The organism is Pseudomonas sp. MYb327, assembly GCF_040438925.1.
Classification (GTDB): domain Bacteria; phylum Pseudomonadota; class Gammaproteobacteria; order Pseudomonadales; family Pseudomonadaceae; genus Aquipseudomonas.
The window spans coordinates 3,987,738-4,014,410 of record NZ_CP159258.1 but is presented as its reverse complement, the minus strand read 5'-3'; the positions used below and the strand labels follow the sequence as shown (position 1 = coordinate 4,014,410).

The 26,673-nt window shown below is 57.5% G+C and carries 25 protein-coding genes; 16 read left to right on the top strand and 9 right to left on the bottom strand.

The window, feature by feature from the left end:
* Window positions 1–97: 97 nt before the first annotated feature.
* Entirely contained in the window at window positions 98–1,012 is a 915-nt protein-coding gene (locus tag ABVN21_RS18150; RefSeq protein WP_223505121.1) for a LysR family transcriptional regulator, read from the bottom strand.
* A gap of 191 nt (window positions 1,013–1,203) precedes the next feature.
* On the opposite strand from ABVN21_RS18150, the gene ABVN21_RS18145 reads away from it, so the two are divergent.
* The 8 genes from ABVN21_RS18145 (at window position 1,204) to ABVN21_RS18110 (ending at window position 10,614) form a co-directional block, all read left to right on the top strand.
* Window positions 1,204–1,926 carry a tellurite resistance TerB family protein gene (locus ABVN21_RS18145; protein ID WP_339554370.1) on the top strand — a complete coding sequence of 241 codons (723 nt, stop codon included), beginning with the start codon at window positions 1,204–1,206 and terminating at the stop codon, window positions 1,924–1,926.
* Window positions 1,927–2,171: 245 nt separating this feature from the next.
* Window positions 2,172–3,794: a methyl-accepting chemotaxis protein gene (locus ABVN21_RS18140; protein ID WP_339554371.1), complete on the top strand. Its 1,623-nt coding sequence runs from the start codon at window positions 2,172–2,174 to the stop codon at window positions 3,792–3,794.
* Complete coding sequence (locus ABVN21_RS18135) at window positions 3,794–4,330, top strand: chemotaxis protein CheW (protein ID WP_339554372.1); 537 nt, start codon at window positions 3,794–3,796, stop codon at window positions 4,328–4,330. Before ABVN21_RS18140 ends, ABVN21_RS18135 begins: the two co-directional genes overlap by 1 nt.
* On the top strand, window positions 4,327–5,598 hold the full coding sequence (locus ABVN21_RS18130; RefSeq protein ID WP_339554373.1) for a protein-glutamate O-methyltransferase CheR: 1,272 nt from the start codon (window positions 4,327–4,329) through the stop codon (window positions 5,596–5,598). The genes ABVN21_RS18135 and ABVN21_RS18130 overlap by 4 nt, the downstream gene beginning before the upstream one ends.
* A complete protein-coding gene (locus ABVN21_RS18125; protein WP_339554374.1) occupies window positions 5,595–6,278 on the top strand; it encodes a chemotaxis protein CheW in 684 nt (227 codons plus the stop codon). The genes ABVN21_RS18130 and ABVN21_RS18125 overlap by 4 nt, the downstream gene beginning before the upstream one ends.
* Entirely contained in the window at window positions 6,275–8,560 is a 2,286-nt protein-coding gene (locus ABVN21_RS18120; protein WP_339554375.1) for a hybrid sensor histidine kinase/response regulator, read from the top strand. The genes ABVN21_RS18125 and ABVN21_RS18120 overlap by 4 nt, the downstream gene beginning before the upstream one ends.
* Window positions 8,557–9,567: a chemotaxis response regulator protein-glutamate methylesterase gene (locus ABVN21_RS18115; RefSeq protein ID WP_339554376.1), complete on the top strand. Its 1,011-nt coding sequence runs from the start codon at window positions 8,557–8,559 to the stop codon at window positions 9,565–9,567. Before ABVN21_RS18120 ends, ABVN21_RS18115 begins: the two co-directional genes overlap by 4 nt.
* 45 nt (window positions 9,568–9,612) lie before the next feature.
* Window positions 9,613–10,614: a PleD family two-component system response regulator gene (locus tag ABVN21_RS18110; RefSeq protein WP_339554377.1), complete on the top strand. Its 1,002-nt coding sequence runs from the start codon at window positions 9,613–9,615 to the stop codon at window positions 10,612–10,614.
* A 260-nt stretch (window positions 10,615–10,874) separates the two neighbouring features.
* On the opposite strand, the gene ABVN21_RS18105 is transcribed toward ABVN21_RS18110, so the two are convergent.
* The 5 genes from ABVN21_RS18105 to ABVN21_RS18085 are packed head-to-tail and all read right to left on the bottom strand — an operon-like array spanning window position 10,875 to window position 14,242.
* Window positions 10,875–11,039 carry a rubredoxin gene (locus ABVN21_RS18105; protein ID WP_339554378.1) on the bottom strand — a complete coding sequence of 55 codons (165 nt, stop codon included), beginning with the start codon at window positions 11,037–11,039 and terminating at the stop codon, window positions 10,875–10,877.
* 20 nt (window positions 11,040–11,059) lie between these two features.
* Window positions 11,060–11,398: a hypothetical protein gene (locus ABVN21_RS18100; protein ID WP_339554453.1), complete on the bottom strand. Its 339-nt coding sequence runs from the start codon at window positions 11,396–11,398 to the stop codon at window positions 11,060–11,062.
* 18 nt (window positions 11,399–11,416) lie between these two features.
* Complete coding sequence (locus tag ABVN21_RS18095; RefSeq protein ID WP_339554379.1) at window positions 11,417–12,124, bottom strand: hypothetical protein; 708 nt, start codon at window positions 12,122–12,124, stop codon at window positions 11,417–11,419.
* A 20-nt stretch (window positions 12,125–12,144) separates the two neighbouring features.
* Entirely contained in the window at window positions 12,145–12,879 is a 735-nt protein-coding gene (locus ABVN21_RS18090) for a ferritin-like domain-containing protein (protein WP_339554380.1), read from the bottom strand.
* Window positions 12,880–12,898: 19 nt separating this feature from the next.
* On the bottom strand, window positions 12,899–14,242 hold the full coding sequence (locus tag ABVN21_RS18085) for a saccharopine dehydrogenase C-terminal domain-containing protein (RefSeq protein ID WP_339554381.1): 1,344 nt from the start codon (window positions 14,240–14,242) through the stop codon (window positions 12,899–12,901).
* Between the two features lie 622 nt (window positions 14,243–14,864).
* Between ABVN21_RS18085 and prfB the strand changes: the two genes are divergently transcribed.
* The 7 genes from prfB to ABVN21_RS18050 all read left to right on the top strand — a co-directional run bounded on the left by prfB (window position 14,865) and on the right by ABVN21_RS18050 (window position 21,678).
* A protein-coding gene (prfB, locus tag ABVN21_RS18080; protein ID WP_155292786.1) for a peptide chain release factor 2 occupies window positions 14,865–15,960 on the top strand; the annotation gives its coding sequence in 2 pieces (ribosomal slippage) (window positions 14,865–14,936 and window positions 14,938–15,960; 1,095 coding nt in all).
* Window positions 15,961–16,055: 95 nt separating this feature from the next.
* On the top strand, window positions 16,056–17,558 hold the full coding sequence (gene lysS, locus ABVN21_RS18075) for a lysine--tRNA ligase (RefSeq protein ID WP_339554382.1): 1,503 nt from the start codon (window positions 16,056–16,058) through the stop codon (window positions 17,556–17,558).
* A 114-nt stretch (window positions 17,559–17,672) separates the two neighbouring features.
* Entirely contained in the window at window positions 17,673–18,377 is a 705-nt protein-coding gene (locus ABVN21_RS18070; RefSeq protein ID WP_339554454.1) for a TetR family transcriptional regulator, read from the top strand.
* Between the two features lie 44 nt (window positions 18,378–18,421).
* Window positions 18,422–18,976, top strand: a complete 555-nt coding sequence (locus tag ABVN21_RS18065; RefSeq protein ID WP_339554383.1) for a hypothetical protein — start codon at window positions 18,422–18,424, stop codon at window positions 18,974–18,976.
* Between the two features lie 34 nt (window positions 18,977–19,010).
* Window positions 19,011–20,288, top strand: coding sequence for a flavohemoglobin expression-modulating QEGLA motif protein (locus ABVN21_RS18060; protein ID WP_339554384.1), 1,278 nt, complete (start codon window positions 19,011–19,013; stop codon window positions 20,286–20,288).
* A gap of 149 nt (window positions 20,289–20,437) precedes the next feature.
* Window positions 20,438–21,352, top strand: a complete 915-nt coding sequence (locus tag ABVN21_RS18055) for an alpha/beta hydrolase (RefSeq protein WP_339554385.1) — start codon at window positions 20,438–20,440, stop codon at window positions 21,350–21,352.
* A complete protein-coding gene (locus ABVN21_RS18050; protein WP_095197123.1) occupies window positions 21,349–21,678 on the top strand; it encodes a hypothetical protein in 330 nt (109 codons plus the stop codon). The genes ABVN21_RS18055 and ABVN21_RS18050 overlap by 4 nt, the downstream gene beginning before the upstream one ends.
* A gap of 121 nt (window positions 21,679–21,799) precedes the next feature.
* Here the strand turns inward: ABVN21_RS18050 and ABVN21_RS18045 are convergent, their stop codons facing one another.
* The 3 genes from ABVN21_RS18045 to ABVN21_RS18035 all read right to left on the bottom strand — a co-directional run bounded on the left by ABVN21_RS18045 (window position 21,800) and on the right by ABVN21_RS18035 (window position 23,763).
* Window positions 21,800–22,597 (bottom strand): OmpA family protein, encoded by a 798-nt coding sequence (locus ABVN21_RS18045; protein ID WP_339554386.1) that lies wholly within the window; start codon window positions 22,595–22,597, stop codon window positions 21,800–21,802.
* Window positions 22,598–22,643: 46 nt separating this feature from the next.
* Window positions 22,644–23,057: a DUF4398 domain-containing protein gene (locus ABVN21_RS18040; RefSeq protein WP_339554387.1), complete on the bottom strand. Its 414-nt coding sequence runs from the start codon at window positions 23,055–23,057 to the stop codon at window positions 22,644–22,646.
* Window positions 23,058–23,418: 361 nt separating this feature from the next.
* Window positions 23,419–23,763 (bottom strand): pilin assembly protein, encoded by a 345-nt coding sequence (locus tag ABVN21_RS18035; RefSeq protein WP_339554388.1) that lies wholly within the window; start codon window positions 23,761–23,763, stop codon window positions 23,419–23,421.
* A 203-nt stretch (window positions 23,764–23,966) separates the two neighbouring features.
* On the opposite strand from ABVN21_RS18035, the gene ppc reads away from it, so the two are divergent.
* Window positions 23,967–26,597, top strand: coding sequence for a phosphoenolpyruvate carboxylase (gene ppc, locus ABVN21_RS18030; RefSeq protein ID WP_339554389.1), 2,631 nt, complete (start codon window positions 23,967–23,969; stop codon window positions 26,595–26,597).
* The last annotated feature ends 76 nt before the right edge of the window (window positions 26,598–26,673 follow it).

Genomic DNA, 26,673 nt, shown 5'->3' with positions numbered 1-26,673 from the left:
TCCCTATGACTAGGGCCCGGCCGTCTTATATAGATGCAACAAGACTAGTGCGCGGACCCGAGGTCGACAAATTCTAAATACTGAAGGTGGCGTTCGATTAAATAGATGGCTTGCGCCCGCCGTGGGGTTGCTCGCGGGCGACGGTCAGAAAAGGGTCCACCAGCGCTGGCCGCGCGGTGCCACGGCGCCAGGCCAGACCGACGTCGAGGGTCTGGCTCAAGTCGGCAATTGGCCGGGCTTCGATGATGTCGCCCTCCAGTGACCACGGGCGATAGGTCATGTCGGGCTGAATCGACACGCCCAATCCGGCGGCCACCAGGCTTCGCACCGCTTCAGTCGAGGCGGTACGCAAGGTAATGCGCGGTTGCAGGCCCGCGCCGGTCCACAGGCGCTGGGCATTGCGGTCCATTTCATCGACGTTCAGCTGAATTAGGGGTTCGCGGGCCACGTCGGCAAGGTTGATGCTGTCGTGTTCCAGCAGCGGATGCTGGGCTGGCAGCCACAACCGATGGGGCGAGTGGGTCAGTACTTCGGTCTGCAAGGCGTGGCGATCTTCAAGGTTGGACAGGATCAGCACGCCGACATCAATTTCGCCACTGACCAGCAAATGCTCGATGTAAGGGCGTTCATCTTCCATCACGCGGATTTCAACGTTGGGATAAGCGCGCTGGAAACGGGTGAGTAAATCCGCCAGGTAGTAACCGGCCACCAGGCTGGTCACCCCGATAATCAACTGCCCGGCGACCTGATCGGTGCTCTGTTGCAGGCTGCGTTTGGCGTTATCCACGGTGGCCAGGATCAAGTGCGCCTGGCGCAGAAACTGATGACCCTGATGGGTCAGGGTCATGCCCTTGGCATGGCGGCTGAACAGGCTGACACCGATTTCCTCTTCAAGCTGCTGGATCGCCAGAGTCAGGGTGGACTGGGAAATGAATGCGGTTTGCGCGGCGGCGGAGATCGAGCCGGTCTCGGCCACTGCGATGAAATGACGGATCTGACGCAAGGTCATCATGAAAGGTGTACCCAGTGGGCAGTTTTATCGATTTGCTCAAGTGTATATCTAAATTTCTGAAAGCTGCTGTGAGCGGCGCTTGAAAAGTGCGGGGCAACATCTGGAAGCACTCTCGTCGGCAGGAGAGGGGCACTTTCGATCTAGGCTGAAGGCCTTATGGTCCGATTGAACCCATTTAGTGGAGGCGGAAAATGAACACCCGTGGATTGCTCGATCAACTACTCAAGTCTGGTCAGGACATGTTGCAGAACAAGGCGGGCGGGTCGCAGAACAAGACCTCTGGCGCAGGATTGGGCGGATTGCTCGGCGGTAGCGGTGGCTCGGGAGGTTTGGGCGGTTTGCTCTCTGGCGCGAGCGGAGGCGCATTGGCGGCAGGAGCCATGGGCCTGTTGCTGGGTAGCAAGAAGGCGCGTTCGGTCGGCGGCAAAGTCGCGGTCTACGGCGGCCTCGCCGCGTTGGGTGTGCTGGCCTACAAGGCTTACGGCAACTGGCAGGCCCAGCAGGGCACGGCGCCGAGGACTGAACCGCAAACCCTCGACCGCCTGCCCGCTGCCCAAGTCGAGCAACACAGCCAGGCGATACTCAAGGCCCTGGTGGCGGCGGCGAAGGCTGACGGCCATATCGACGAGCGCGAACGCGAGCTGATCGAAGGCGAGTTCACCAAGCTCGACAACGATCAGGAACTGCAACACTGGCTGCACGCCGAACTCAACAAACCGTTGGACCCAAGCGACGTCGCCCGCGCTGCCAGCACCCCGGAAATGGCGGCCGAGATGTACATCGCCAGTGTGATGCTGGTGGACGAGGAGAGCTTTATGGAGAAGTCCTACCTTGATGAACTGGCGCGTCAGCTCAAGCTGGAACCGGGATTGAAGATTGAGCTGGAGAAGCAGGTTCGCCAGGCTTCGATGTAGGCCCGAAAAGATTGCCGCCTGCGATCTTTTGATCTTTCAATCGGCACTCAAACCCGCAAGGGCCAATCCACCGCCCCTTTCTTCCGAATCACCGCTGGCGCACCCCTCAAGCAATGCCGGAAAGTCCCAATCCAGAGCCAATCCTGGCTTTTTCCGGCGGGATGAGAAGGGGTGCGCAAGCGTCTTATAAATGAAACACCGCCCTCGGCTATACTCCCCGCATTTCGAAAGCCCGAGGATTGACTGTGAAGAACTGGACGTTGCGCCAACGCATTTTGGCGAGCTTTGCGGTAATTATCGCCATCATGCTGTTGATGGTGGTCGTCTCGTATTCCCGGTTGTTGAAGATCGAGACCAGTGAAGCCAGCGTGCGAGAGGATGCGCTACCAGGTTTGTTTTACAGTTCGATGATTCGTGGTGCCTGGTCCGACAGTTATCTGCGGATACAAGCCATGCTGGGTCTTGAAGAAGGGCAAGGCTTCACCGCCAAGGATGCCTCGGATTTCGCGGCCTATGCCGTGCGCCTGCAAGAGCAGATGGAGTTCTATCGCCAGACCATCACTGACGAAGAAGACAAAACTGAATTCGCCGCGTTCCTGAAGTCCCATGAGGAATACCACCGGATTCTGAATGCCGTGATCGAGCTGCATAAGCGCAACCAGGACGCCGATGCCGCCAAAGTATTCAACGACGAGCTGACGCCAGCCTGGACGGCGGGTCGGATGAAGCTCAATGACATCCTGCTGCATAACAAGGCTGTGGCCGACAGGGATATTGCGGCCATCGACGATGCGGTGCTCACCGCCAAATCCATCATGGGTATTTCCCTGGTGATCGCCGTACTCGCCGCCGGCCTCTGCGGCCTGTTGTTGATGCGCGCGATCATGGCGCCGATGAATCGCATCGTGCACATCCTCGAAGTCATGCGCACCGGCGACCTCAGCCGGCGCCTGAACCTGGAGCGCAAGGACGAATTCGGCGCCGTGGAAACCGGCTTCAACGACATGATGGCCGAGCTGACGTCCCTGGTGTCCCAGGCCCAGCGTTCCTCGGTACAGGTCACCACGTCCGTGACCGAGATCGCCGCCACGTCCAAGCAGCAGCAAGCCACCGCCACCGAAACTGCCGCCACCACCACTGAAATTGGCGCGACGTCCCGTGAAATCGCCGCCACTTCCCGTGACCTAGTGCGCACCATGACCGAAGTCTCCACCGCTGCCGACCAGGCCTCGGTGGCTGCCGGCTCCGGGCAGCAGGGGTTGGCGCGCATGGAAGAAACCATGCACTCGGTGATGGGCGCGGCCGATCTGGTCAACGCCAAACTGGCCATCCTCAACGAGAAGGCCGGCAACATCAATCAAGTGGTGGTGACCATCGTCAAGGTCGCCGACCAGACCAACCTGCTGTCGCTCAATGCCGCGATTGAAGCGGAAAAGGCCGGGGAGTACGGACGTGGTTTTGCCGTGGTCGCCACCGAAGTCCGACGCCTGGCGGACCAGACTGCCGTTGCCACCTACGACATCGAGCAGATGGTGCGCGAGATTCAGTCGGCGGTGTCGGCCGGTGTGATGGGCATGGACAAGTTCTCCGAAGAAGTGCGCCGTGGCATGTCCGAAGTGCAGCAGGTTGGCGAGCAGTTGTCGCAGATCATCCATCAGGTGCAGGCGCTGGCGCCGCGAGTGCTGATGGTCAACGAGGGCATGCAGGCCCAGGCCACCGGCGCCGAGCAGATCAACCACGCATTGGTGCAGTTGGGTGATGCCAGCAGCCAGACTGTGGAATCCCTGCGCCAGGCCAGTTTTGCCATTGACGAGCTAAGCCAGGTGGCCGTCGGGCTGCGCAGCGGCGTTTCGCGATTCAAAGTCTGATGAGCGAACTCACGGCCAAACGCGCTGCGGTGAAGCAGGCGTTGCAGGTGTTGTTCCTGGTGTTCCGCATCGGCAGCGAGCGCTATGCCTTGCAAGCTATCGAAGTGGCGGAAGTATTGCCGCGCGTCGCCCTGAAGCCGATTCCCCGCGCGCCCGATTGGGTCGCCGGGGTTTTCGCCTATCGCGGGGCGGTGGTGCCAGTGATCGACCTGTGCGCGTTGACCTTTGGCACGCCTGCCCAGGCACGTACCAGCACTCGCTTGGTGCTGGTCCATTTCCGGCCAGATGAAAGCTCAGAGGGGAAGTTGCTCGGGCTGATTCTGGAGCAGGCCACCGACACTTTGCGCTGCAATCCGGCAGATTTTCAGCCCTATGGCCTGGACAATCGCCAGGCGCCGTACCTGGGGCCTGTTCGTGAAGATGAGCAAGGCTTGCTGCAATGGGTGCGGGTTGCCGATCTGCTGGATGAGCGTGTTCGCGCACTGTTGTTTCCGACACCGCCGCTGGATCTGGCATTGCTTGAGGCGCAGCCATGAGCAACGATCAGCGGTTTTTCGATTTCCTCAAGGAGCGCATCGGCCTCGACGTGACTTCGGTAGGCCCGGCGATCATCGAGCGCGCGGTGCGACAGCGTAGCGCGGCGTCCAATGCGCAGACGGCCGACGAGTACTGGCGCACCTTGCAGGGCTCCAGCGACGAGCAACAAGCGCTGATCGAGGCGGTGATCGTCCCGGAAACCTGGTTTTTCCGTTACCCGGAGTCCTTTGTCACTCTGGCGAAACTGGCGAGCAAGCGCCTGGCCGACATCAACAATATGCGCGCCCTGCGAATCCTCAGTTTGCCGTGTTCCACCGGTGAAGAACCGTACTCGATTGCCATGGCGCTGATGGATGCCGGGTTCAAGCCGCATCAGTTCAAGGTCGAAGGCATGGACGTCAGCCCGCTCTCGGTGGAAAAGGCTCGACGAGCGCTGTACGGCAAGAACTCCTTTCGCGGTCACGACCTGACTTTTCGTGACCGGCATTTCACTGCCGAAAATGACGGATATCGACTTAGCCGCCGGGTCCAGGAGCAGGTGCGACTGCAGGTCGGTAACCTGCTCGATCCGGCGTTGCTGGCCCACGAACCTTCCTACGACTTCGTGTTTTGCCGCAACCTGCTGATCTACTTCGATCTGCCGACGCAAAAACAGGTGTTCGAGGTGCTCAAGCGGTTGACCCATGTCGATGGCGTGCTGTTTATCGGCCCCGCCGAGGGCAGTCTGGCGGGGCGTTTGGGCCTGCGCTCGATTGGCATTCCACAATCGTTTGCCTTCAGTCGCCATAGCGTTGCAGAGCCCGAGTTTCTGCCGGTGTTCGTTCCCGCATCGCTGCCGACACCGCAACCCGTGCGCAAGATCGCACCGACGCCGATTCCACGGCGTCCGTTCGCCAGCGCTGCACCGACAGCTCATTCGGCCAGACCGGGCAATACCGACGCTGCCGCGCTGCTGGCAAACATTGCCGCGCTGGCCAACGAGGGCAAAAGCGCCGAAGCCCGCGCCGCCTGCGAAAGCTATTTACGCCTACACGAACCGGTGGCCCAGGTGTTTTACTGGCTGGGATTGCTCAGCGATGTTGCCGGCAGTGCCCTCGAAGCCCAGGGTTTTTATCGCAAGGCGTTGTACCTCGAACCGCAACATTCCGACGCGCTGATGCACCTGGCCGCCTTGCTGCAATCCCAGGGCGACACGGTCGGTGCCAGACGATTGCAGGACCGCGCCGCCCGCAGCGAGCGCCCCGCTGACAGTGAGCGTAAACGATGATCGCCCCCGACACCTTTAGCGTCACCCGTGAAGATGCCCAGGCCATCGACGACTGCTGGAACCGCATCGGCATTCACGGCGACAAGTCCTGCCCGCTGCTGATCGAACACATTCATTGCCGCAACTGCTCGGTGTATTCGGCCGCTGCCACGCGTCTGCTGGATCGCTACGCGTTACAGCAGGAAGATCGCGCGCAGATCTCCAGCGCGGTCGAGATCGACGTGGAAACCCGCTCGCTGCTGATGTTTCGCCTCGGCGAAGAATGGCTGGGGCTGGCCACTCGCAGCCTGGTTGAAGTGGCGCCGTTGCAAGCCATTCACTCTTTGCCGCATCAGCGTTCCCGGGCCTTGCTCGGTGTGGCGAACGTGCGCGGCGCACTGGTGGCGTGCCTGTCTTTGGTTGAGTTGCTGGGACTGGATGGCGTCAGCAGCGTGGCCTCCGGTGCGAGGGTCATGCCGCGCATGCTGATCATCGCCGCCCACGGTGGACCGGTAGTGGTGCCGGTGGACGAAGTGGACGGGATTCATGCCATTGACGAACGTATCCTTGAGGCGGCGTCCCGCTCCGGCCCGCAGGCCAATGCCAAATACACCCGTGGCGTGCTGCAATTCAAAGGTCGCAGCCTGCGTTGGCTGGATGAAGAACAGCTGTTGTCCGCCGTGACCCGGAGCCTCACATGACCCCCGAGCAAATGCGCGACTCCTCTTTGCTGGAGCTGTTCAGCCTGGAAGCCGAGGCCCAGACCCAGGTGCTGAGCGCCGGCCTGTTGGCGCTGGAGCGTGATCCCACTCAAGCCGATCAACTCGAATCGTGCATGCGCGCGGCGCACTCGCTCAAAGGAGCGGCGCGAATCGTTGGCGTCGATGCCGGTGTCAGCGTTGCGCATGTCATGGAAGATTGCCTGGTCAGCGCCCAGGAAGGGCGCCTGTACCTGCGCCCGGAACACATCGATGCGCTGTTGCAAGGCACCGATTTGCTGATGCGCATCGCGACGCCGAACGGCACTCCGGGGGCTGCGGAAATCGAAGCCTATGTCGCGTTGATGGGGCGTTTGCTCGACCCGATGGCCGCTGTGACAACAAACATGAGCGCTGCCACGCCGGTGATGGCGCAGCTGCAACTCGAAGCTCCCGCACCCGTAACTGAAGAGCCGGCGCCGGTCGCCGAGCCAATGCCGGTTTCGCCGAAACAAGCCAAACGCACCACCGAAAACGGCGAACGCGTGCTGCGAGTCACCGCCGAACGCCTGAACAGCCTGCTCGATTTGTCGAGCAAGTCCCTGGTGGAAACCCTGCGCCTCAAACCGCACCTGGCCACCATGCAACGTCTCAAGCGCATCCAGAACAACAGCCTGCGCGCGCTGGAAAACCTCAACGTCCATCTCAAGGAGCAAGCCCTGAGCCTCGAAGCCCGGGAAGCCCTTGAGGATGCGCGCCGGCTGTTGGCGGAATCCCAACAATTGCTGGTGGAAAAAAACGCCGAACTGGATGAATTCGCCTGGCAGGCCAGTCAGCGTGCGCAGGTGTTGTACGACACCGCTCTGGCTTGCCGCATGCGGCCGTTCGCCGATGTTTTGACCGGTCAGGTGCGCATGGTCCGCGATCTTGGTCGCAGCCTGGGCAAGCAAGTACGGCTGGAAATCGAGGGCGAGAAGACTCAGGTTGATCGCGACGTATTGGAAAAACTCGAAGCGCCACTGACGCACCTGCTGCGCAATGCCGTCGATCACGGTATCGAAACCCCGGAGCAACGGCTGTTGGCAGGTAAACCGGCTGAAGGCCTGATACGTCTGCGCGCCTCTCATCAGGCCGGCTTGCTGGTGCTGGAACTGAGTGATGACGGTAACGGCGTCGATCTGGAGAAGGTCCGCCGTAGCATCGTCGAACGGCAATTATCCCCGGCCGACACCGCTGCCCGGTTGAGTGAAGAGGAACTGCTGACATTTCTGTTCCTGCCCGGCTTCAGCTTGCGCGACACGGTCACCGAAGTCTCCGGTCGTGGCGTCGGCCTGGATGCGGTGCAGCATATGGTTCGCCAATTGCGCGGCGCGGTGGTGCTGGAGCAGACGGCGGGCGAGGGCAGTCGCTTTCACCTCGAAGTGCCACTGACGCTTTCGGTGGTGCGCAGTCTGGTGGTGGAAGTCGGCGACGAGGCCTACGCCTTTCCGTTGGCCCACATCGAACGCATGTGCGATCTGGAGCCGGCAGACATTGTTCAAGTCGAGGGCCGCCAGCACTTCTGGCATGAAGGCCGGCATGTCGGCCTGGTTGCGGCCAGTCAACTGTTGCAGCGTCCGGCGAGTCAAGGCAGCCAGCAAACCCTGAAAGTCGTGGTGATCCGCGAGCGCGATGCGGTTTACGGCGTGGCGGTGGAGCGTTTTATCGGCGAGCGGACGCTGGTGGTGTTGCCGCTGGATGAGCGCCTGGGCAAGGTCCAGGACATTTCCGCCGGCGCGTTGCTCGACGACGGGTCGGTGGTGTTGATCGTCGACGTCGAAGACATGCTGCGTTCGGTGGACAAACTGCTCAATACCGGGCGTCTGGAGCGCATTGCCCGGCACGGTAGCCAGGCTGTCGAAGCCGCGCGCAAGCGAATTCTGGTGGTCGATGACTCCCTCACCGTGCGCGAATTGCAGCGCAAGTTGTTGCTCAATCGCGGCTATGACGTGGCCGTGGCGGTCGATGGCATGGATGGCTGGAACGCCCTGCGCTCTGAAAATTTCGATCTGCTGATTACCGACATCGACATGCCGCGCATGGATGGCATCGAACTGGTGTCGTTGTTGCGTCGGGATAACCGTCTGCAATCGCTGCCGGTGATGGTGGTGTCCTACAAGGATCGTGAAGAAGATCGTCGTCGTGGACTGGATGCCGGAGCCGACTATTATCTAGCCAAGGCCAGTTTTCATGACGACGCCTTGCTCGATGCAGTGGTTGAGCTCATAGGAGGAGCGCGGGCATGAAAATCGCAATCGTCAACGACATGCCCTTGGCGGTGGAGGCACTGCGCCGGGCGCTGGCCTTCGAGCCGGCGCATCAGGTGGTCTGGGTTGCCAGCAATGGCGAGGAAGCGGTGCAAAAGTGCGCCGAACAGACACCGGACTTGATCCTGATGGACCTGATCATGCCAGTGATGGACGGCGTCGAGGCCACCCGGCGGATCATGGCTGAAACGCCGTGCGCCATCGTCATCGTTACCGTCGATCGTCAACAGAACGTGCATCGGGTGTTCGAAGCCATGGGCCATGGCGCGCTGGACGTCGTCGATACCCCGGCCCTCGGTGCCGGCAATGCCCAAGAGGCGGCGGCGCCGTTGCTGCGCAAGATCATGAACATCGGCTGGCTGATTGGCGATAAAGGCCACCGCGAGCGCTCGGCCCCCAGCCCGCTGCGCAGTTCGGCCTCGGCCAAGCGCCTGATCGCCATCGGCTCGTCCGCAGGCGGGCCGGCGGCACTGGAAGTCTTGCTCAAAGGCCTGCCAAAGGATTTTTCCGCCGCCATCGTTCTGGTGCAGCACGTTGACCAGGTGTTCGCCGCCGGCATGGCCGAATGGCTCGGCAGCGCCAGCGGGCTCAACGTTCGGCTGGCCCAGGAGGGCGAACCACCGCAAAACGGCACGGTGTTGCTGGCCGGCACCAACCACCATATTCGGTTATTGAAAAACGGCACGCTGGCCTACACCGCGGAACCGGTCAACGAGATCTATCGGCCTTCGATCGACGTGTTCTTCGAGAGCGTGGCCAATTACTGGAACGGCGATGCGGTAGGCGTTTTGCTCACGGGCATGGGGCGTGATGGTGCGCAAGGGCTTAAACTCATGCGCCAACAGGGTTACCTGACCATCGCACAGGATCAACAAAGCAGCGCGGTGTATGGCATGCCCAAGGCGGCTGCGGCCATCGATGCCGCCGTGGAAGTACGCCCGCTGGAAAAGATAGCGTCACGATTGCTGGAGATTTTTCCCAAATGACCACCCTTGGCAATCCTGGCTCAAGCAGTAATCAGGTGACCGCACATGAATGATTTACAGCTCGACGACTTCAAGACTGACGAAAACGCCGCCATGGTGTTGTTGGTGGACGATCAGGCGATGATCGGCGAGGCGGTGCGACGCGGGTTGTCGAACGAAGAAAACATCGACTTCCATTTCTGCGCCGACCCGCACCAGGCCATAGCCCAGGCCGTTCGCATCAAGCCGACGGTGATCCTGCAGGATCTGGTCATGCCCGGTCTTGACGGCCTGAGCCTGGTGCGCGAGTACCGCAATCACCCGGCGACCAGGGACATTCCGATCATCGTCCTGTCGACCAAGGAAGACCCGCTGATCAAGAGCGCGGCGTTCGCGGCCGGGGCCAACGATTATCTGGTCAAGCTGCCGGACAATATCGAACTGGTGGCGCGCATTCGCTATCACTCGCGCTCCTACATGACGTTGTTGCAACGTGACGCGGCGTACCGCGCCTTGCGCGTCAGCCAGCAGCAATTGCTCGACACCAACCTGGTACTGCAACGCCTGATGAACTCCGACGGCCTGACCGGACTGTCGAACCGTCGGCATTTTGATGAATACATGGAGCTGGAATGGCGCCGCTCGCTGCGTGAGCAGAGCCAATTGTCGCTGTTGATGATCGACGTCGATTACTTCAAGACCTACAACGACACCTTCGGTCACCTGGAAGGCGACGAAGCCCTGCGCCAGGTCGCCGCGGCGATCCGCGACGCCTGCGCCCGACCTTCGGACCTGCCGGCCCGTTACGGTGGCGAAGAATTTGCCTTGGTATTGCCCAATACTTCCCAGGGCGGGGCGCGGCTGGTGGCAGAAAAACTGCGCATGACCATCGAAGCCCTGAAAATCCCGCACATTTCCCCGACCGAAGGCTCAAGCCTGACCATCAGCATCGGCCTGTCGACCATCACCCCGACGGCCGGCAGCAACTGCCGTGAACTGATCTCGGCGGCAGACAAGGGGCTGTATCTGGCGAAGAACAATGGGCGTAATCAGGTGGGCATCGGGTAAATTGGGGCAATGCGTCATATTGGTGCAATAGATTCCAGGCCTGCGAGGCTGCGTCCGGGGACGAAGCCCTCGCAAATCTATGCATGATTTCACACAGCATTTGTCCGGAGGGTCGCTCCATTTGCTTTTTGCTGGAAGTGAAAAATGGGAAAGGTGATTTCTAAATTGCGAAAGTAATCCTTTCAGCTATTTATAAAAGTTTTAGGGAGATTTTGGGTTCTTTTGATTAACAGTGAAAGCGAACGTCACGATAAGCGCTCTCACTCGAAATCTTCTTTAGGCATTTGACAATCAGGACACAGCCAATCTTCGGGCAAATCTTCCCAAGGTGTCCCCGGTAGTATCCCATTATCAGGATCGCCTAGAGCGGGATCATATTCATAGCCACAAATAGTGCAACTCATTGTTTTTTCTTTGCGTGACATGGTTTATTCCTTTGGACTGATCAAAGTGTGACAGTGGCGATCAAGCCGGTTGCTCCTAAGATGAAACCTACCAGAGCACCTCTTTCTGGTAATTCCTTTAACATTGCATATATCACAATCGGTTCTAGGATTAATAAGAGTGTCAATGATGCTACAGTAACTATCCAGATATTGCCGGTCGCTTGATATCCAAGCCAGTAAGCAAAAATTAGACTGATTCCAGCAATGCTGATAAGAATTATAGGTTTTAAAAACATTAATGGGGTTTCCAGAGGTCTGCCAGGAAGCTTTGAGGCATACACCTCACTGTAAATTGTTAGTATCTCGCCAAAAATCATCAGTATTAGCGAGGTCGCCATGTAGTAGTTTTTCATTTTTTAACCTTTGGTTAGTATTGATAAAATGTCTTCTACTACAGGAGCTCCTAGCTCACTTGGGGTAAGCAGAAAATGAGGGCCGTCGTGATCGAAGAGAAAGGTGTTTTTGTACGGCATGTTTTCGAGTTCAGCGATGCTTTTAAGCACGTCTTCTGCTTTGTGTAAATTCGAAGAATGGTTGGTTTTAAGTATTTTTATGGCGTTGCCAAAATGTATACCTTCATCTGCGACTAGGTTTTTAATCCATAAATCGAAGTTGTGATGTCCGAAATCCTTGTAAAATGTGTCTTTTTTATATGTTTTAACTGAGGTGTATTCGTCGTAAGCAAATAACAGTAGTAGGTTAAATTCACTTGCGAATGCACCTTCCAGTTGATCGAAGTTTCCGGTTCTTGTTTTTAATTGGTCTACTAGTTCTTCTTCAGTGGAGCCGAATATAAGTCGGATGAGTTCAAAAAAGCCATCGGAATGATTTTTCTCATCTGCAAACCATAAATCGAGATACTGTACGAATTGTGGCGAAAATTTTGCTCTCTGAAAATGTAGGTGATGATAAAGGTTAATGGCATCATATTCCGAAAATAAATCGGCCATAAAAAAGTTTTTGTACTGTTGGTCAATGCCAGGGTTTGTCCATCCGCTATCAGATATTTCATTGAAAAGTGCTCTTGAGCTCCAGTGTCTTTTTGTTAGAAATGAAGTGCTCATTTTTTCTCCTGAGGCTCGATCTATGCGTGTATTTTTTTAATAATGGTGGGAATTATGAGATCCCTGATTTCTTGTTTTAGAATGGGGAAGTCAGATGTGTTGTGGTCCAAAACAAATGTTCCAGTATAATTTGGTTTGTCGAAATCTATAGAGAAGATTTCTTCCAGGATTGAAGAGGTTTCATTTATCCTCTCAGGAAACAGTTCTTTCGCTATTTCAATAAACGAGAAGAAATGGCTGATTTCATCCTTTTTTGTTTTCCGGATCCAGTTTGAAAGCTCCATGGATTCAAATTTATCGTACTTGGGGATGCTACGATGATAGACATGCGTGGTGATTATTTCGTCATAGGCCAGCATAATTAGAAGTTTGAACGCATCATCAGTTATTGGGTTGATTACGCTAAAGTCAGATCTTCTAATTTCAGCTTCCAGAATAACTTGGTCGAACGGGATGCCCGTGAATGATGAATAGATCAGGGCAAAACCATAAGCATGATCAATTTCATCCCTGAGCCAAGGGATGAGTACTTTCGCCAGTAATGGGAAATAGGACGGATATTTGATTTGCAGATGCCAGTAAAGTCGCCGTGCATCGTATTCAGTAATTATTGAATCGAAGAATACCTCCTTCCATTCAGCGCGCTCGATATCATTCAGTTTGGTGTCGGGAAAACGGAAGTTCGCCAGTACTACTCCAGCATCCGGCGTTGAGCGCTGTTTAATTTCGCATTTTATTATCTTTGTAGTAATCATGGGTTTTGAATTCCAATACTTATTGGTTTTGGTGATATACCCTGAAGTCGTGAAATTGTAGGCTGTCACTACGGCTTGGGCGCCAGTCAGTTTCTTGGGTAACTATTGGTTGCCAGTAAGGTTCTACAAAGTCGTAAATTTTCTCCCAATCTAAACTTTCTGACTCTAGAACCCCTGAATTTGAATTGTGTTCCGCCCATTTCATGCCGGCAACAATGCTTGATGTGACTTGTAGGCTCGTTGCGCTGTTATGCTTTGCCATTTTTCTTGCCTTGCCTATTGAAAGATTGGATCCGAGCCAAAGTGATTTGTATTTTTTGCTGATTAAAAAAATGCCTAGCTCATCGATGCCAGAAACTATATCGTCTTTCATAATTTGCTTTGACTTGATTTGATCTTCGCGTCCGTTACAAAGTAAATCCATTGAATCTATCGCCTGATCGCAAGGGTGATACGCGTAGTAAACGGTCGGTCGATATTTAAGGTCTATTGGGCAGTCTAGGGTCAGGTATTCGGCGATTGATAGCGATTCGTTATGCGTTAATAAGTACGCATCAAACTCTAAGTAGTTAGGAGTCCAGCTTTTCACCATGACGTTTCGGCCTTGCTCGATAAGTTCAAGCGAATATCCGTTGTTATTAGCGTTCGATGGAACGTTTTTTTCGTGAGTACCCCATCCCAATTCTGCCGGTTGCAAACACTCTGTTATCAATCCATCCACAGACCATGTGCAGAAAAAGCTCCCAGGTGCACGTATTTTGGAAGAGACCTGAGTGTCGCGCTCTGATATTTGTATCACCTGTAATTCCAGGCGTTTTGCTAATTTGGCCCATTCAGATTGTGTTATTGGTCGATCGTGTATTCCGTTTCTGGATGCCATTTCCATCATTGCTTTTTTTAACAATATAGATATAAATCCGGGGTTTGCTCCATGTCCGATAATAGCTGTTGTTGTACTGGCTGGGCTTCGTGCATATTGTTTCAGGCTTTGCCTTAGAGAATGATTGCTTTTTAAGTTGTTGTTTTGGCATCCGTACTCCCACGGCTCGATGCATGTGTCTAAATAGAGCGAGTCAGAGCGTTGGGCCAGATTTATCAGAGCTAAGCTTGATACAGATACCGCAAGATTTAAGAGAAAACTGCTGCCGCTTAAAAGGGGTGATAAAGTGCGGTCGAGGTTTTTTGGAGTTATCAGTTTTTTGGTTAATGTTGCAGAGTATTCGTTCGCGATTTTTTGTCGAGGAGTGTCTGCTTCTTTATCGAAGATGATGATTTCAGATTTATAGTGTTCTGAAAGTAGCGGTAGTAAAGCTTGGGCGATACTTCCAAAACCTACAATTATTATTCTGTCGATTTTTTTCATGGTTGTCCTTTTGCTTATAAGTTGAGATGACATATCCATGCTTTGTGGCGGTGCTAGGGTGGCTTGCGTTGATTTCTAGGTTAACGTCTGTGTTGGTGGTGTAGTAGCTGTCGCTTGATTTTATGCCTTGCATATTTATAGGGAAAACTAGTGAGTTGCACAATTGCTGATTGAGTAGGATCAATCTGTTAATTTTGAAGTTGTTTTCCTACAGAGTGTTCGAGGTCTTAATCTTTTTGTTGATAAATGCTCTTGGGCGATGTTCTCAATGTCATCTTCGAGGGCAAGTCAGTTGTAGTCTTGGAAGAAATGCGGCTCGCTGGGAGACCTGCGCGGATAGAATGCGGGTTTGCATGCGCTGACGTTCAGCCCACCGATGCAACCCAGGTCATTCTGTTTTTGGTGTCGCATTAGGATTGGTGATCAGATGCATTTTGCTAGCGGTCGACGTCGTCATCACTGAAAGGTGAGATCAGGGTTTCGGCAGCCAGAGTGAGGGATTGAGCGAGGCAGGTAATAACTGAAACCATTCGCCGGTAAAGCCGCCATTCGGGCTGCCGAGTCAGCCTGATTACGTTATACTCGCCGGCTTTCAAAAGTTCGCCAACGAGTGCTGCCCGCCATGGAAATCAACCCGATCCTTAACACCATCAAGGACCTGTCCGAGCGCTCCGAAACCATTCGGGGGTATCTTTGACTACGATCAAAAGCATGAGCGTCTGACCGAGGTCAATCGCGAGCTTGAAGATCCGAGTGTCTGGAACAAACCTGAGTACGCCCAGGAGCTGGGCCGCGAGCGCTCTGCGCTGGCGCAGATCGTCGAAACCCTGGACGAATTGACCACCGGTCTGGCCGATTGCCGCGACCTGCTGGACATGGCCGTAGAAGAAAACGACGAAGGCGCAGTCGACGATGTCGTCGCCGAGCTGGCCCGTCTCGAGGAAAACCTCGCCAAGCTTGAATTCCGCCGCATGTTCAGCCACGAAATGGACCCGAACAACGCGTACCTGGACATCCAGGCCGGTTCCGGCGGCACCGAAGCACAGGACTGGGCCAACATTCTGTTGCGCATGTACCTGCGCTGGGCCGACAAACGCGGTTTCGACGCGACCATCATGGAGCTGTCGGCCGGTGAAGTCGCCGGGATCAAGGGCGCGACCGTGCACATCAAGGGCGAATATGCGTTTGGCTGGTTGCGGACCGAGATCGGCGTACACCGTCTGGTGCGCAAGAGCCCGTTCGACTCCGGCAACCGTCGCCACACCTCGTTCTCCGCGGTGTTCGTTTCCCCCGAGATCGATGACAAGGTGGAAATCGAAATCAACCCGGCAGACCTGCGGATCGACACCTATCGTTCCTCCGGTGCCGGTGGTCAGCACGTAAACACCACCGACTCGGCCGTACGTATCACCCACGTACCGACCAACACCGTGGTCAGCTGCCAGAACGAACGTTCCCAGCACGCCAACAAGGACACCGCCATGAAAATGCTGCGGGCCAAGTTGTACGAGCAGGAAATGCAGAAACGCAACGCCGCATCGCAGGCGCTGGAAGACACCAAGTCGGACATCGGCTGGGGTCACCAGATCCGTTCCTACGTCCTCGATGCCTCGCGCATCAAGGACCTGCGGACCAACATCGAACGCAGCGACTGCGACAAGGTGCTCGACGGCGACATCGACGAATACCTCGAAGCCAGCCTGAAATCCGGGCTGTAAGTTACTAACACAGCGCGATCCCCTGTAGGAGCCGGCTTGCCGGCGATCCCCGGCCGCAGGCCGGGGGCAACGAACCAGATGGAATATTTAAAGACATGAGCGACCTAGAACTCGACCCGCAAGCCCTGCAACAGGAAGAAAACTCCCTGATCGCCCTGCGCAAGGAAAAGCTTGCTGCCGAGCGCGCCAAGGGCAATGCCTTCCCGAACGACTTCCGCCGTGAAAACTACTGCGATCAACTGCAGAAACAGTACGCGGACAAGACCAAGGAAGAGCTGGCAGAGGCTGCAATCCCGGTCAAGGTTGCCGGTCGCATCATGCTCAACCGTGGCTCGTTCATGGTGATCCAGGACATGACCGGTCGCATCCAGGTCTACGTCAACCGCAAGACCCTGTCCGAAGAAACCCTGGCCGCGGTGAAAACCTGGGACATGGGCGACATCATTGCCGCCGAAGGCACCCTGGCCCGATCCGGCAAAGGTGACCTGTACGTTGAAATGACCCACGTGCGCCTGCTGACCAAATCCCTGCGTCCGCTGCCGGACAAGCACCACGGCCTGACCGACACCGAACAGCGCTATCGCCAGCGCTACGTTGACCTGATCGTCAACGAAGACGTGCGCCAGACCTTCCGCGTGCGTTCGCAAGTCATCGCCCACATCCGCAGCTTCCTGATGAAACGTGACTTCCTGGAAGTGGAAACGCCGATGCTGCAAACCATTCCGGGCGGCGCGGCAGCCAAGCCGTTCGAAACCCACCACAACGCGCTGGACATGGAAATGTTCCTGCGTATCGCGCCTGAGCTGTACCTCAAGCGCCTTGTTGTCGGCGGCTTCGAGAAAGTGTTCGAGATCAACCGCAACTTCCGTAACGAAGGCGTTTCGACACGTCACAACCCTGAATTCACCATGTTGGAGTTCTACCAGGCTTACGCCGACTACGAAGACAACATGGACCTGACCGAAGAACTGTTCCGCGAGCTGGCGCAGCTGGTTCTGGGAAGCACCGACGTGCCGTACGGCGACAAGGTGTTCCACTTCGGCGAGCCGTTCGTGCGTCTGTCGGTGTTCGACTCGATCCTCAAGTACAACCCTGAGCTGACTGCCGACGACCTGAACGACATCGACAAGGCTCGCGACATCGCCAAGAAGGCCGGTGCGAAAGTGCTGGGCTTCGAAGGTCTGGGCAAGCTGCAGGTGATGATTTTCGAAGAGCTGGTCGAGCACAAGCTGGAACAGCCGCACTTCATCACCCAGTACCCGTTCGAAGTGTCGCCGCTGGCCCGTCGCAACGACCAGAACCCGAACGTCACCGACCGTTTCGAACTGTTCATCGGTGGTCGTGAAATCGCCAACGCCTACTCCGAGTTGAACGACGCGGAAGATCAGGCCGAGCGTTTCATGGCGCAAGTGGCCGACAAGGACGCGGGCGACGACGAAGCCATGCACTACGACGCCGACTTCGTGCGTGCGCTGGAGTACGGCATGCCGCCAACGGCGGGTGAAGGTATCGGCATCGACCGCCTGGTGATGTTGCTGACCAACTCACCGTCGATCCGCGACGTGATCCTGTTCCCGCACATGCGTCCGCAAGCGTAAGTGGTGTAAATAAAAAAGCCGCCTGAAATGGGCGGCTTTTTATTGCCTGTCTGGTACAAACGTATCAAATGGTTACTTTGAAGTAAGAGAGGAATACCGGTCGTGAACTCTGCAATTGCTCAAGAAGGTGCAGCGGGTATCGCCACTGCGGTCGCTGAAAGCGTTCAGTACCAGGGCCGCAAGGCCAGCCGACAGGGCAGCGAGCAGCGTCGCCAGGACATTCTCGACGCGGCGATGCGCATTGTCGTGCGCGATGGCGTGCGGGCCGTGCGCCACCGTGCAGTGGCCGCCGAGGCCGGTGTGCCGCTGTCGGCCACGACCTATTACTTCAAGGACATCGATGACCTGCTCACCGATACCTTCGCCCAATACGTGGAACGCAGCGCGGCCTACATGGCCAAGTTGTGGGTGAACAATGAAGGCCTGCTGCGGGAAATGATCGACCGTGGCGATGGCAGCCCGGCCGCTCGTTCGCAACTGGCGGACGAAATTGCCCGACTGATGACGGACTATGTCCACCGGCAACTGGTCACCCGCCGTGAACACTTGATGGCCGAGCAGGCGTTCCGTCAGGAGGCGCTGTTGAATCCGCGCCTCGCCGTATTGGTGCGCTCGCATCAGCAGATTCTGCTGCAGGGCTCCTGCCAGCTTTTCCAGGTGTTGGGTTCCCGCGAGCCGCATCAGGATGCCAAAGTGTTGACGGCGATAATCGGACGGATGGAATATCAGGGCCTGCTCAACGACGCCGAACCTGACGCCGAAGAGGAAATGCTCGGCATACTGACGCGTTATATGCATTTGGTGCTGGCTTCGGTTTAATCCGATCCCTTGTAGATCGGTGGTGAGTTCAAAGGGAGTGTTGAATGAAAGCCTGGCGTGTCGTGGTGATCGCCTTGTCGTTCCTGCTGCTAAGTGGCTGCCTGGTGACCTTCAAGGAACCGCTGCCCGAAAGTGATCCCGCGCCCAAAGGGTTACTCGGCAAATGGACCAGCACCAACGCCTGGGGTGAGCCGCTCAACCTGGAACTGACGCGCCTGGGCAACAATCGTTATCAGGCGGTCAGTTACTTCAGGGCCAAGCCCAAGGAGCGTGAGGCTTATCCGTTCACGGTGTCACACCACGGCAATCGCTGGTATTTGTCGGCGAAGGTCCCGGCACAATTCGGCGGGCACTTCACCATTGCCGGGTTCGAACTCACCGACAAGCATGAACTGGTGGTGTACAACCTCGACCTCGAGCAAATCAAACAGGCCCTCGGGCAGAAAGTCCTCAGCGGCGACAGCTTCCAGACCGACGACGGCGATGGCGTGTTGATCAACAGCCACATGGACCAGGTCTCCGCCTACCTCGACGACCCGGCCAATACCGATGTGTTCGTCGAAGTGGTGCGTTACCAGCGCCAGCCCAAGGCCAAATAAACCCAGCACATAACGTTTTCTACAGGAGTTTCGGGTGGACGATTACCAGCAGTCGATACGCATTTTGTCCGATCGCATTGTGCTGGCGCAGACGCCGATCCGCGTCCTCGACGCGGTCAAATGGGACGAAAACATCCGCAAGGGTTTCCTTAAGGCCAAGGGCAAGGAAATGCCGGCGGTGGATCGCGACTATTACCTCAATCGGCCGCTGTCGTTCGATTCCAGCAAAGTGAAGCTGGAGTTCCAGAACATCGAACGCGACATCACCCGCCAGCTCGGCCAGTTCAACCCTGTCGGGCAGATCATGCGCCGCATGTGCAAGGAATACCGGATGGTGGTGCGCATGCTTGAAGCGCGCGGCACCGAGGATTTCGGCCTGATTTCCCAAGAGTTATACGGTGCCGCGTCCGACGCGTTCCACGCCGGCGACCCGACCCTGTCCGACCTGGGCCTGATGCTTTCCGATTACCTGAACAACATCGATGGCCGTGGTGACCTGAAAGACGAACCGAAAACCCTCACCGCCAAAGATGCCGTCAGTATGCTGCAGCATCGGTTGAGCAAAGTGTTTGGCGAGGCCGAGGAAACCATTCGGGTGTTCGAGTCCGACGGCATCGTTGCCGATGCGGCGGCGGGCGCCGACTACATCAAGATCCGCACCGACGCGATGTTTAACGAGCGCGACGTGCGCGCCCTGGAAGTCCACGAAGGCCTGGTGCACGTCGGCACCACGCTCAACGGTCTGAACCAGCCGATCTGCACCTTCCTGTCCAAGGGCCCGCCCTCGTCCACGGTGACCCAGGAAGGCCTGGCGATCCTGATGGAAATCATCACCTTCGCCTCCTACCCGAGTCGCCTGCGCAAACTGACCAACCGCACTCGCGCCATTCATATGGTGGAAGAGGGCGCCGACTTCCTGCAGGTGTTCGAGTTCTTCCGCGAGCAAGGTTTCGAGATGGCCGAGAGTTACAGCAACACCAGTCGCGTTTTCCGCGGCTCGGTGCCGACAGGTCTGCCGTTTACCAAAGACTTGTCCTACCTCAAGGGCTTCATCATGATTTACAACTACATTCAGTTGGCCGTGCGCAAAGGCAAACTGGAGCAGATACCGCTGCTGTTTTGCGGCAAGACCACGCTGGAAGACATGCGCACCTTGCGTCAGTTGGTAGACGAGGGCCTGGTGGTACCACCGAAGTACCTGCCAGAGCAGTTCCGCGATATGAATGCGTTGTCGGCCTGGATGTGTTTCTCCAATTTCTTGAATCACCTGAGCCTGGACCGGATTGAGGCGGATTACTCCAATATCCTCTAATAAGTACACCCTCTGTAGGCGCTGGCTTGCCAGCGAAGAACGATAACGCGGTGCATCTGACACATCGCGGTGGGGCAATCGCTGGCAAGCCAGCTCCTACAGGTTTGCCCGGTTCACGAATTTCTAATAACACTGCGAGGTTTCAACGGATGAGAATCCTCGGCATCTTCTGCCTTCTCCTGGCCCTGAGCGGTTGCAGCTCGCTGCTGTTCTACCCGGAACCGGGCCAGTTGTTCACCCCGGAAAAAGCCAAACTCGAATACCGCGAGGTCACCCTGGTCACCGCCGACGGCCTCAAGCTGAACGCCTGGTGGCTGCCGGCGAAAAAAGGTGTCGAGGTCAAAGGCACGGTGCTGCACCTGCACGGCAACGGCGGCAATCTGCCGATGCACTTGGGTGGCAGTTACTGGTTGCCGGAACAGGGTTATCAAGTGCTGCTGGTGGACTATCGCGGTTATGGTTTGTCCGAAGGCGAGCCGAGTTTGCCGGCGATCTATCAGGACATCGACGCCGCGTTCAAATGGCTCGACCAGGCACCCGAGGTCAAGGGCAAACCGCTGATCCTGCTGGGGCAAAGCCTTGGCGGTTCAATGGCCGTTCACTACCTGGTGCAACATCCCGAGCGGCAGAAACAGCTCAAAGCATTTGTGATGGACGGCGTGCCCGCCAGCTATCGCAGCGTCGGTCGCTATGCGCTGAGTAATTCATGGGTGTTCTGGACGTTCCAGGTGCCGCTGTCGTGGCTTGTGCCGGACAGCGACAGCGCGATCAACTCCATGGCGCAGCTCAATGGCGTGCCGAAACTGATCTTCCACAGCATCGACGATCCGATCGTCCCTCTTTCCAACGGCATCCTTCTGTATCAAGCTGCGCCGCCGCCGCGAGTGCTGCAACTGACCCGTGGTGGTCACGTGCAGACGTTCGCCGACCCGGTCTGGCGCAAAGTCATGCTGCGCTATCTTGAAGACCCGCAGCATTTCAACGGTCTGCGCCGATTGGGTGAGATCCCCAATTATCCAGCGCCGCCGAATTCTGAAAATGAACCACCAGAGAGCCCGCAATGAGTGAAGAACGTAACGCCATCCCGCTGATCATCACCGGTATCTGCAGCATCCTGGGCACTGTCGGTGCCCTGTGGTGGTACGGCTACTTGCACTTTGCCAAGCCTGAGGATGCGTTGCTGCTCAACGAATTCACCATGCTCAAGACTGTGCCGGGCGAAGACTACAAAGTCTCGCTCGAGCCGGCGGCCCAAGTGGCCCAGTGCATCGATGGTGTGCTGGTACTGTTTGATACCGAACAGAAGGGCCTGACCGGCGTGTTGATCAACGACCGCAAAAAAGCCGTGCGTTGCATGGGGCAGGAGACACCGCAGAAGCTGGAGCAATAAGCTGAAACCAAATGTGGGAGCCAGCCTGCTGGCGATACGATTGAACATTCAACATTAGTGTTGACTGATACACCGCAATCGCTAGCAGGCTAGCTCCCACAAGGTTTTGTGTGACGGCGAATTATTGGGTATTCGCACTCACTGCCGAACGCGGAATTACCGGCTGGTTATCGTTGGAAATGGTCACTTCCACCCGACGGTTCTGCGCCCGGCCCGAGGTGCTGGTGTTATCCGCCACCGGGTATTCCTTGCCGTAACCCTGAGCAACGATGCGCGTCGGATCGACACCCATCTTCACCAGCGCGGTGCGCACAGAGTTGGCGCGACGTTCCGACAGCGACTGATTGTGCGACGCCGTCCCGGTGCTGTCGGTATAGCCCTCGACAATCACTTTGCGGTCGGGGTTTTCCTGGAGGTACTGCGCCAGTTTGTTGATGTTCATCAGCCCGTTGGACTTCAGCTCCGCCTTGTCGGTGGCGAACAGCACATCACCGAAAGTCACCACCGTACCGCGATCGGTTTGCTTGGCGTTGAGGCTGTCCTGCAACTGTTTGATCTGCTGATCGCGGGCATCCAGACGGGCCTGGGCGCGTTGCGCCGAAGCGTTTTTCAGGTTGGCTTCAGCGGTGCGCAAGGCGATGGTCTGTTTCGCCACTTCGACACGCTGGTTGGTCAGATACGCCAACTGATCGACTTTGGCCGGATCTTCCTTGTCCAGGTACGCCTTGTCGGCCTTGTCCAGGAAATCGCTCGCTTCCTTGGTTTCCAGCGCCGCGACTTTGCTCGCCTGCGGGTTGGCTTGCAGGCCGGAATAGTTGGAGCGGGCCTGTTCAAGGTTGGCGTTGGGCGGTGTGGAACAGGCCGCCAGGGCAACGCTTGCGGCCAGCAGGGCAGGGATCATCAATTGTTTGGAATTCATGGTTTCGTCCTTTTAGTCGAGAAGAAAAACGTCGTGCCGCGTCCGTTTACTGAACGGTGCGCTGGCTTTCCTGACGCAGTTCCTGAACTCCCTTCTGAGAGTCCTTGACGGTCTGTTCGGCTTTCAACGCCTGGGCTTTACGCTCAGCCACGCGAGCGTCCCATTCGGCTTGCTCGGCCAGGGTTCTGGCCTGGTCATACTTCTTGTCGTGCATGGCGATTTCGGCCTGCTTGAGCTTGTCCTGCGCCGCTTTCATTTCCACCGCGGCGAATTCGGTACCGCCCGCGCTAACGGCGTCCTTGACGGCCGACTCGGAGACAGCGAATTGCTCGGTTGGCGGATTGCCTGCACAGCCGGCAAGCATGAGGCTTGCGCCAATGGCGAGCGCTGCGACTTTCAGGCCGTGCAACGGGGTAGAAGTGGATGTGCCAGTTCGGGTTTTCATAGTGTTCAACTCCATGGGGCTAACTCCTGAACAACGTGAATATCCATCCTGGGCAAGGAGCCGAGAGCTACCGTTTCGGGGGGCGTTTTGATACGGCCGTCCCAGGCGTGGTTACTGGATTGACCCGAGGCGTTTTTTGAAAGTTCAGAGAAATTAGCCTGCTATCGAAAAAAACTGTGACGAAGTAGACAGGGCTCTATTTCGGGAACTTTCGCGATGTGTGGCGGGATTTCCGAACTTCCGGGGGCCGGAAGCACGCAATGACTGAGGGAATTTGAGACTCATGTGCGAGCGAGCCTGCTCGCGAAAAAGTCCGTCAGCAGTCATTGATTTTGACTGACACGACCTTCGCGAGCAGGCTCGCTCCCCCATTCAATCAGTGTTTCTGCTTGTCATTTCCCGCCGACAAATCGTGCAGATGACGACGGGACAGCGCGAGAAAACGCGGGGTCGGGCCGATGTCTTCGTACAGCGGATCGCCTTCTTCGTCGGTGGCGACAACCGTCGAGCCCTTCACGTAGGGAAAGCTCTTTTCGAGCTCTTCCAGGGCGGCGCCGATCAGTTCACCGAGCAGTTCTTCAGGTTGCCGCTTTGGGTACATTTCGGTGATGGCCGCCAGGCGTGCGGCGGCTTCCACGTCCAGATGAATCGTGTAGCCAGTCTCGGTCAGTCGACCCTTGGCGTTTTCTTCCCAATGCTGGGCAAGCTCACGGATTTTCATAATGACCTCATTGCGCTCCTGCTCGTGGCAGGCGGGATAAATGGCCGGCAGTGGCCCGGCGAAAGCCGTTGTACGGCTTACTGTTCAGACTAGCTTCAACGCACAAGGTTTAAAGTCCCTTCGTCGTCTTGCTTGTAAGAAGTGGTCTGGAGCGGCACTCTTTAAGCTCTTGGCCGCCCGGATTTTTCGCTGGAGAACTGCTGATGACCGATATTGATGCACGCTTGCGCGAGGATGTTCACCTGCTGGGTGAGCTGTTGGGCAACACCATTCGTGAACAGTACGGGGACGGCTTCCTCGACAAGATCGAGCAGATCCGCAAGGGCGCCAAGGCAGATCGACGCGGTTCCATGGACGCCGAACTGAGCGCCAGCCTGAACCAGCTGACCGAAGACGAGTTGCTGCCAGTGGCGCGGGCGTTCAACCAGTTTCTGAACCTGGCCAACATCGCCGAGCAGTACCAGTTGATTCACCGCCGCGAAGAGTCGCAGGCAGCGCCGTTCGAAGCTCGGGTGTTGCCGGAATTGCTTGCACGCCTGCGCGCCGAAGGGCATGGCGCCGAGTCCCTGGCCCGGCAATTGGGGCGACTGGAAATCGAACTGGTGCTGACCGCGCACCCAACCGAAGTCGCACGCCGTACGCTAATCCAGAAATACGACGCCATCGCCGCGCAATTGGCAGCCCAGGATCACCGCGACCTGACCAGCGCCGAGCGCGAGCAGATCAAATCGACGTTGCAACGCCTGATCGCCGAAGCCTGGCACACCGAAGAAATCCGCCGCACCCGTCCGACGCCGGTCGACGAAGCCAAATGGGGTTTCGCGGTGATCGAGCACTCACTGTGGCAGGCCATCCCCAATTACCTGCGCAAGGCCGATCAGGCCTTGCACGCTGCCACCGGCCTGCGTTTGCCACTGGAAGCGGCGCCGATTCGCTTTGCCTCGTGGATGGGCGGCGACCGTGATGGCAACCCCAACGTGACGGCGGCGGTCACCCGCGAAGTGCTGTTGTTGGCGCGCTGGATGGCGGCGGATTTGTACCTGCGCGACGTCGATCAACTCGCCGCCGATTTGTCGATGCAGCAGGCCAGTGACGAACTCAAGGCCAAGGCTGGCGACAGTGCGGAACCTTATCGCGCCGTGCTCAAGCAATTGCGTGAACGCTTGCGCGCGACGCGCAACTGGGCGCACACCGCGTTGACCACGCCCACGCCAGCACCCACCGATGTCTTGCAAAACAACCGCGAGCTGCTTGATCCGCTGGAGCTGTGCTACCACTCGCTGCACGAGTGCGGCATGGGCGTCATCGCTGACGGTCCGCTGCTCGATTGCCTGCGCCGGGCAGTGACTTTCGGCCTGTTCCTGGTAAGGCTGGATGTGCGTCAGGACTCGTCGCGACACAGCGCCGCCATGACCGAAATCACTGATTACCTGGGCCTCGGTCGCTATGAGGACTGGAGTGAAGAAGAACGCATCACCTTCCTGACCCGCGAACTGAACAACCGTCGTCCGTTGCTGCCCGCTCACTACAAACCGTCCGCCGACACCGCCGAAGTGTTGGCAACGTGCCGCGAAATCGCCGCTGCACCGGGTGCATCCCTCGGCTCGTATGTGATTTCCATGGCCGGTGCCGCTTCCGACGTGCTGGCCGTGCAACTGCTGCTCAAAGAGTCTGGCGTCGTGCGGCCGATGCGCGTAGTGCCGCTGTTCGAAACCCTTGCCGACCTCGACAACGCCGGTCCGGTGATCGAAAAACTGTTGCTGCTGCCGGGCTATCGCTCGCGCCTGCAAGGTCCGCAGGAGGTGATGATTGGCTACTCCGATTCGGCCAAGGACGCCGGCACCACGGCGGCGGCCTGGGCGCAGTACCGGGCGCAGGAGCGCTTGGTGGATATCTGCCGCGAGCAACAAGTGGAACTGCTGTTGTTCCACGGCCGCGGGGGCACCGTCGGCCGTGGCGGCGGCCCGGCCCACGCGGCGATTCTGTCGCAGCCGCCGGGTTCCGTGGCGGGACGTTTCCGCACCACCGAGCAGGGGGAAATGATTCGTTTCAAATTCGGCCTGCCGGACATCGCCGAACAAAATCTCAATCTGTACCTGGCTGCAGTGCTTGAAGCGACCCTGTTGCCGCCGCCGCCACCCACGCCCGAATGGCGCCATCTGATGGACGAATTGGCGGCAGACGGTGTCAGCGCCTACCGGGCTGTCGTGCGGGAAAATCCGCAGTTCGTCGAGTATTTCCGCCAGTCCACACCGGAGCAGGAGCTTGGGCGATTGCCGCTGGGCAGCCGTCCGGCCAAGCGTCGAGCGGGCGGGATCGAAAGCCTGCGGGCAATTCCGTGGATCTTCGGCTGGACCCAGACGCGCCTGATGTTGCCGGCCTGGCTCGGCTGGGAAGCGGCCCTGAGTAAGGCGCTGGAGCGCGGCGAAGGCGAACTGCTGGGGCAAATGCGCGAGCAGTGGCCATTTTTCCGCACCCGCATCGACATGCTGGAAATGGTCCTCGCCAAGGCTGATGCGGACATTGCCCGGTCCTACGATGAGCGTCTGGTCGAGCCGGATCTGCTGCCGTTGGGCGCGCACTTACGCGACCTATTGTCGCAGGCGTGCGCCATCGTCCTCGGGCTGACCGGTCAGTCGCAGCTACTGGCACATAGCCCAGCCACCTTGGAATTCATTCGTTTGCGCAACACCTACCTCGATCCGCTTCATCTATTGCAGGCGGAGTTGCTGGCCCGTTCCCGGCAACAGGATGTGGCGCAGGGTAGCCCGGTAGAACAGGCGTTGCTGGTGTCTGTGGCGGGGATTGCCGCCGGTTTGCGAAATACCGGCTAAGGTTTTTGCCGTGGGGGCAGGCCTGCGCCGCATGGGTCGCAGGCCGATGAATGACGCCTACAAAAGTGCGGCCAGG

What these genes read in the sequence shown, in the direction of transcription:
- ABVN21_RS18105 (WP_339554378.1), bottom strand. Translation starts at nt 11,039, where the DNA reads ATGTCACGCAAAGAAAAAACAATGAGTTGCACTATTTGTGGCTATGAA.
- ABVN21_RS18145 (WP_339554370.1), top strand. Translation starts at nt 1,204, where the DNA reads ATGAACACCCGTGGATTGCTCGATCAACTACTCAAGTCTGGTCAGGAC.
- ABVN21_RS18035 (WP_339554388.1), bottom strand. Translation starts at nt 23,763, where the DNA reads ATGAAAATCCGTGAGCTTGCCCAGCATTGGGAAGAAAACGCCAAGGGT.
- ABVN21_RS18130 (WP_339554373.1), top strand. Translation starts at nt 4,327, where the DNA reads ATGAGCAACGATCAGCGGTTTTTCGATTTCCTCAAGGAGCGCATCGGC.
- ABVN21_RS18120 (WP_339554375.1), top strand. Translation starts at nt 6,275, where the DNA reads ATGACCCCCGAGCAAATGCGCGACTCCTCTTTGCTGGAGCTGTTCAGC.
- ABVN21_RS18050 (WP_095197123.1), top strand. Translation starts at nt 21,349, where the DNA reads ATGAGTGAAGAACGTAACGCCATCCCGCTGATCATCACCGGTATCTGC.
- ABVN21_RS18125 (WP_339554374.1), top strand. Translation starts at nt 5,595, where the DNA reads ATGATCGCCCCCGACACCTTTAGCGTCACCCGTGAAGATGCCCAGGCC.
- ABVN21_RS18090 (WP_339554380.1), bottom strand. Translation starts at nt 12,879, where the DNA reads ATGATTACTACAAAGATAATAAAATGCGAAATTAAACAGCGCTCAACG.
- ABVN21_RS18150 (WP_223505121.1), bottom strand. Translation starts at nt 1,012, where the DNA reads ATGATGACCTTGCGTCAGATCCGTCATTTCATCGCAGTGGCCGAGACC.
- ABVN21_RS18135 (WP_339554372.1), top strand. Translation starts at nt 3,794, where the DNA reads ATGAGCGAACTCACGGCCAAACGCGCTGCGGTGAAGCAGGCGTTGCAG.
- ABVN21_RS18085 (WP_339554381.1), bottom strand. Translation starts at nt 14,242, where the DNA reads ATGAAAAAAATCGACAGAATAATAATTGTAGGTTTTGGAAGTATCGCC.
- ABVN21_RS18065 (WP_339554383.1), top strand. Translation starts at nt 18,422, where the DNA reads ATGAAAGCCTGGCGTGTCGTGGTGATCGCCTTGTCGTTCCTGCTGCTA.
- lysS (WP_339554382.1), top strand. Translation starts at nt 16,056, where the DNA reads ATGAGCGACCTAGAACTCGACCCGCAAGCCCTGCAACAGGAAGAAAAC.
- ABVN21_RS18055 (WP_339554385.1), top strand. Translation starts at nt 20,438, where the DNA reads ATGAGAATCCTCGGCATCTTCTGCCTTCTCCTGGCCCTGAGCGGTTGC.
- ABVN21_RS18100 (WP_339554453.1), bottom strand. Translation starts at nt 11,398, where the DNA reads ATGGCGACCTCGCTAATACTGATGATTTTTGGCGAGATACTAACAATT.
- ABVN21_RS18110 (WP_339554377.1), top strand. Translation starts at nt 9,613, where the DNA reads ATGAATGATTTACAGCTCGACGACTTCAAGACTGACGAAAACGCCGCC.
- ppc (WP_339554389.1), top strand. Translation starts at nt 23,967, where the DNA reads ATGACCGATATTGATGCACGCTTGCGCGAGGATGTTCACCTGCTGGGT.
- ABVN21_RS18115 (WP_339554376.1), top strand. Translation starts at nt 8,557, where the DNA reads ATGAAAATCGCAATCGTCAACGACATGCCCTTGGCGGTGGAGGCACTG.
- ABVN21_RS18095 (WP_339554379.1), bottom strand. Translation starts at nt 12,124, where the DNA reads ATGAGCACTTCATTTCTAACAAAAAGACACTGGAGCTCAAGAGCACTT.
- ABVN21_RS18040 (WP_339554387.1), bottom strand. Translation starts at nt 23,057, where the DNA reads ATGGAGTTGAACACTATGAAAACCCGAACTGGCACATCCACTTCTACC.
- ABVN21_RS18045 (WP_339554386.1), bottom strand. Translation starts at nt 22,597, where the DNA reads ATGAATTCCAAACAATTGATGATCCCTGCCCTGCTGGCCGCAAGCGTT.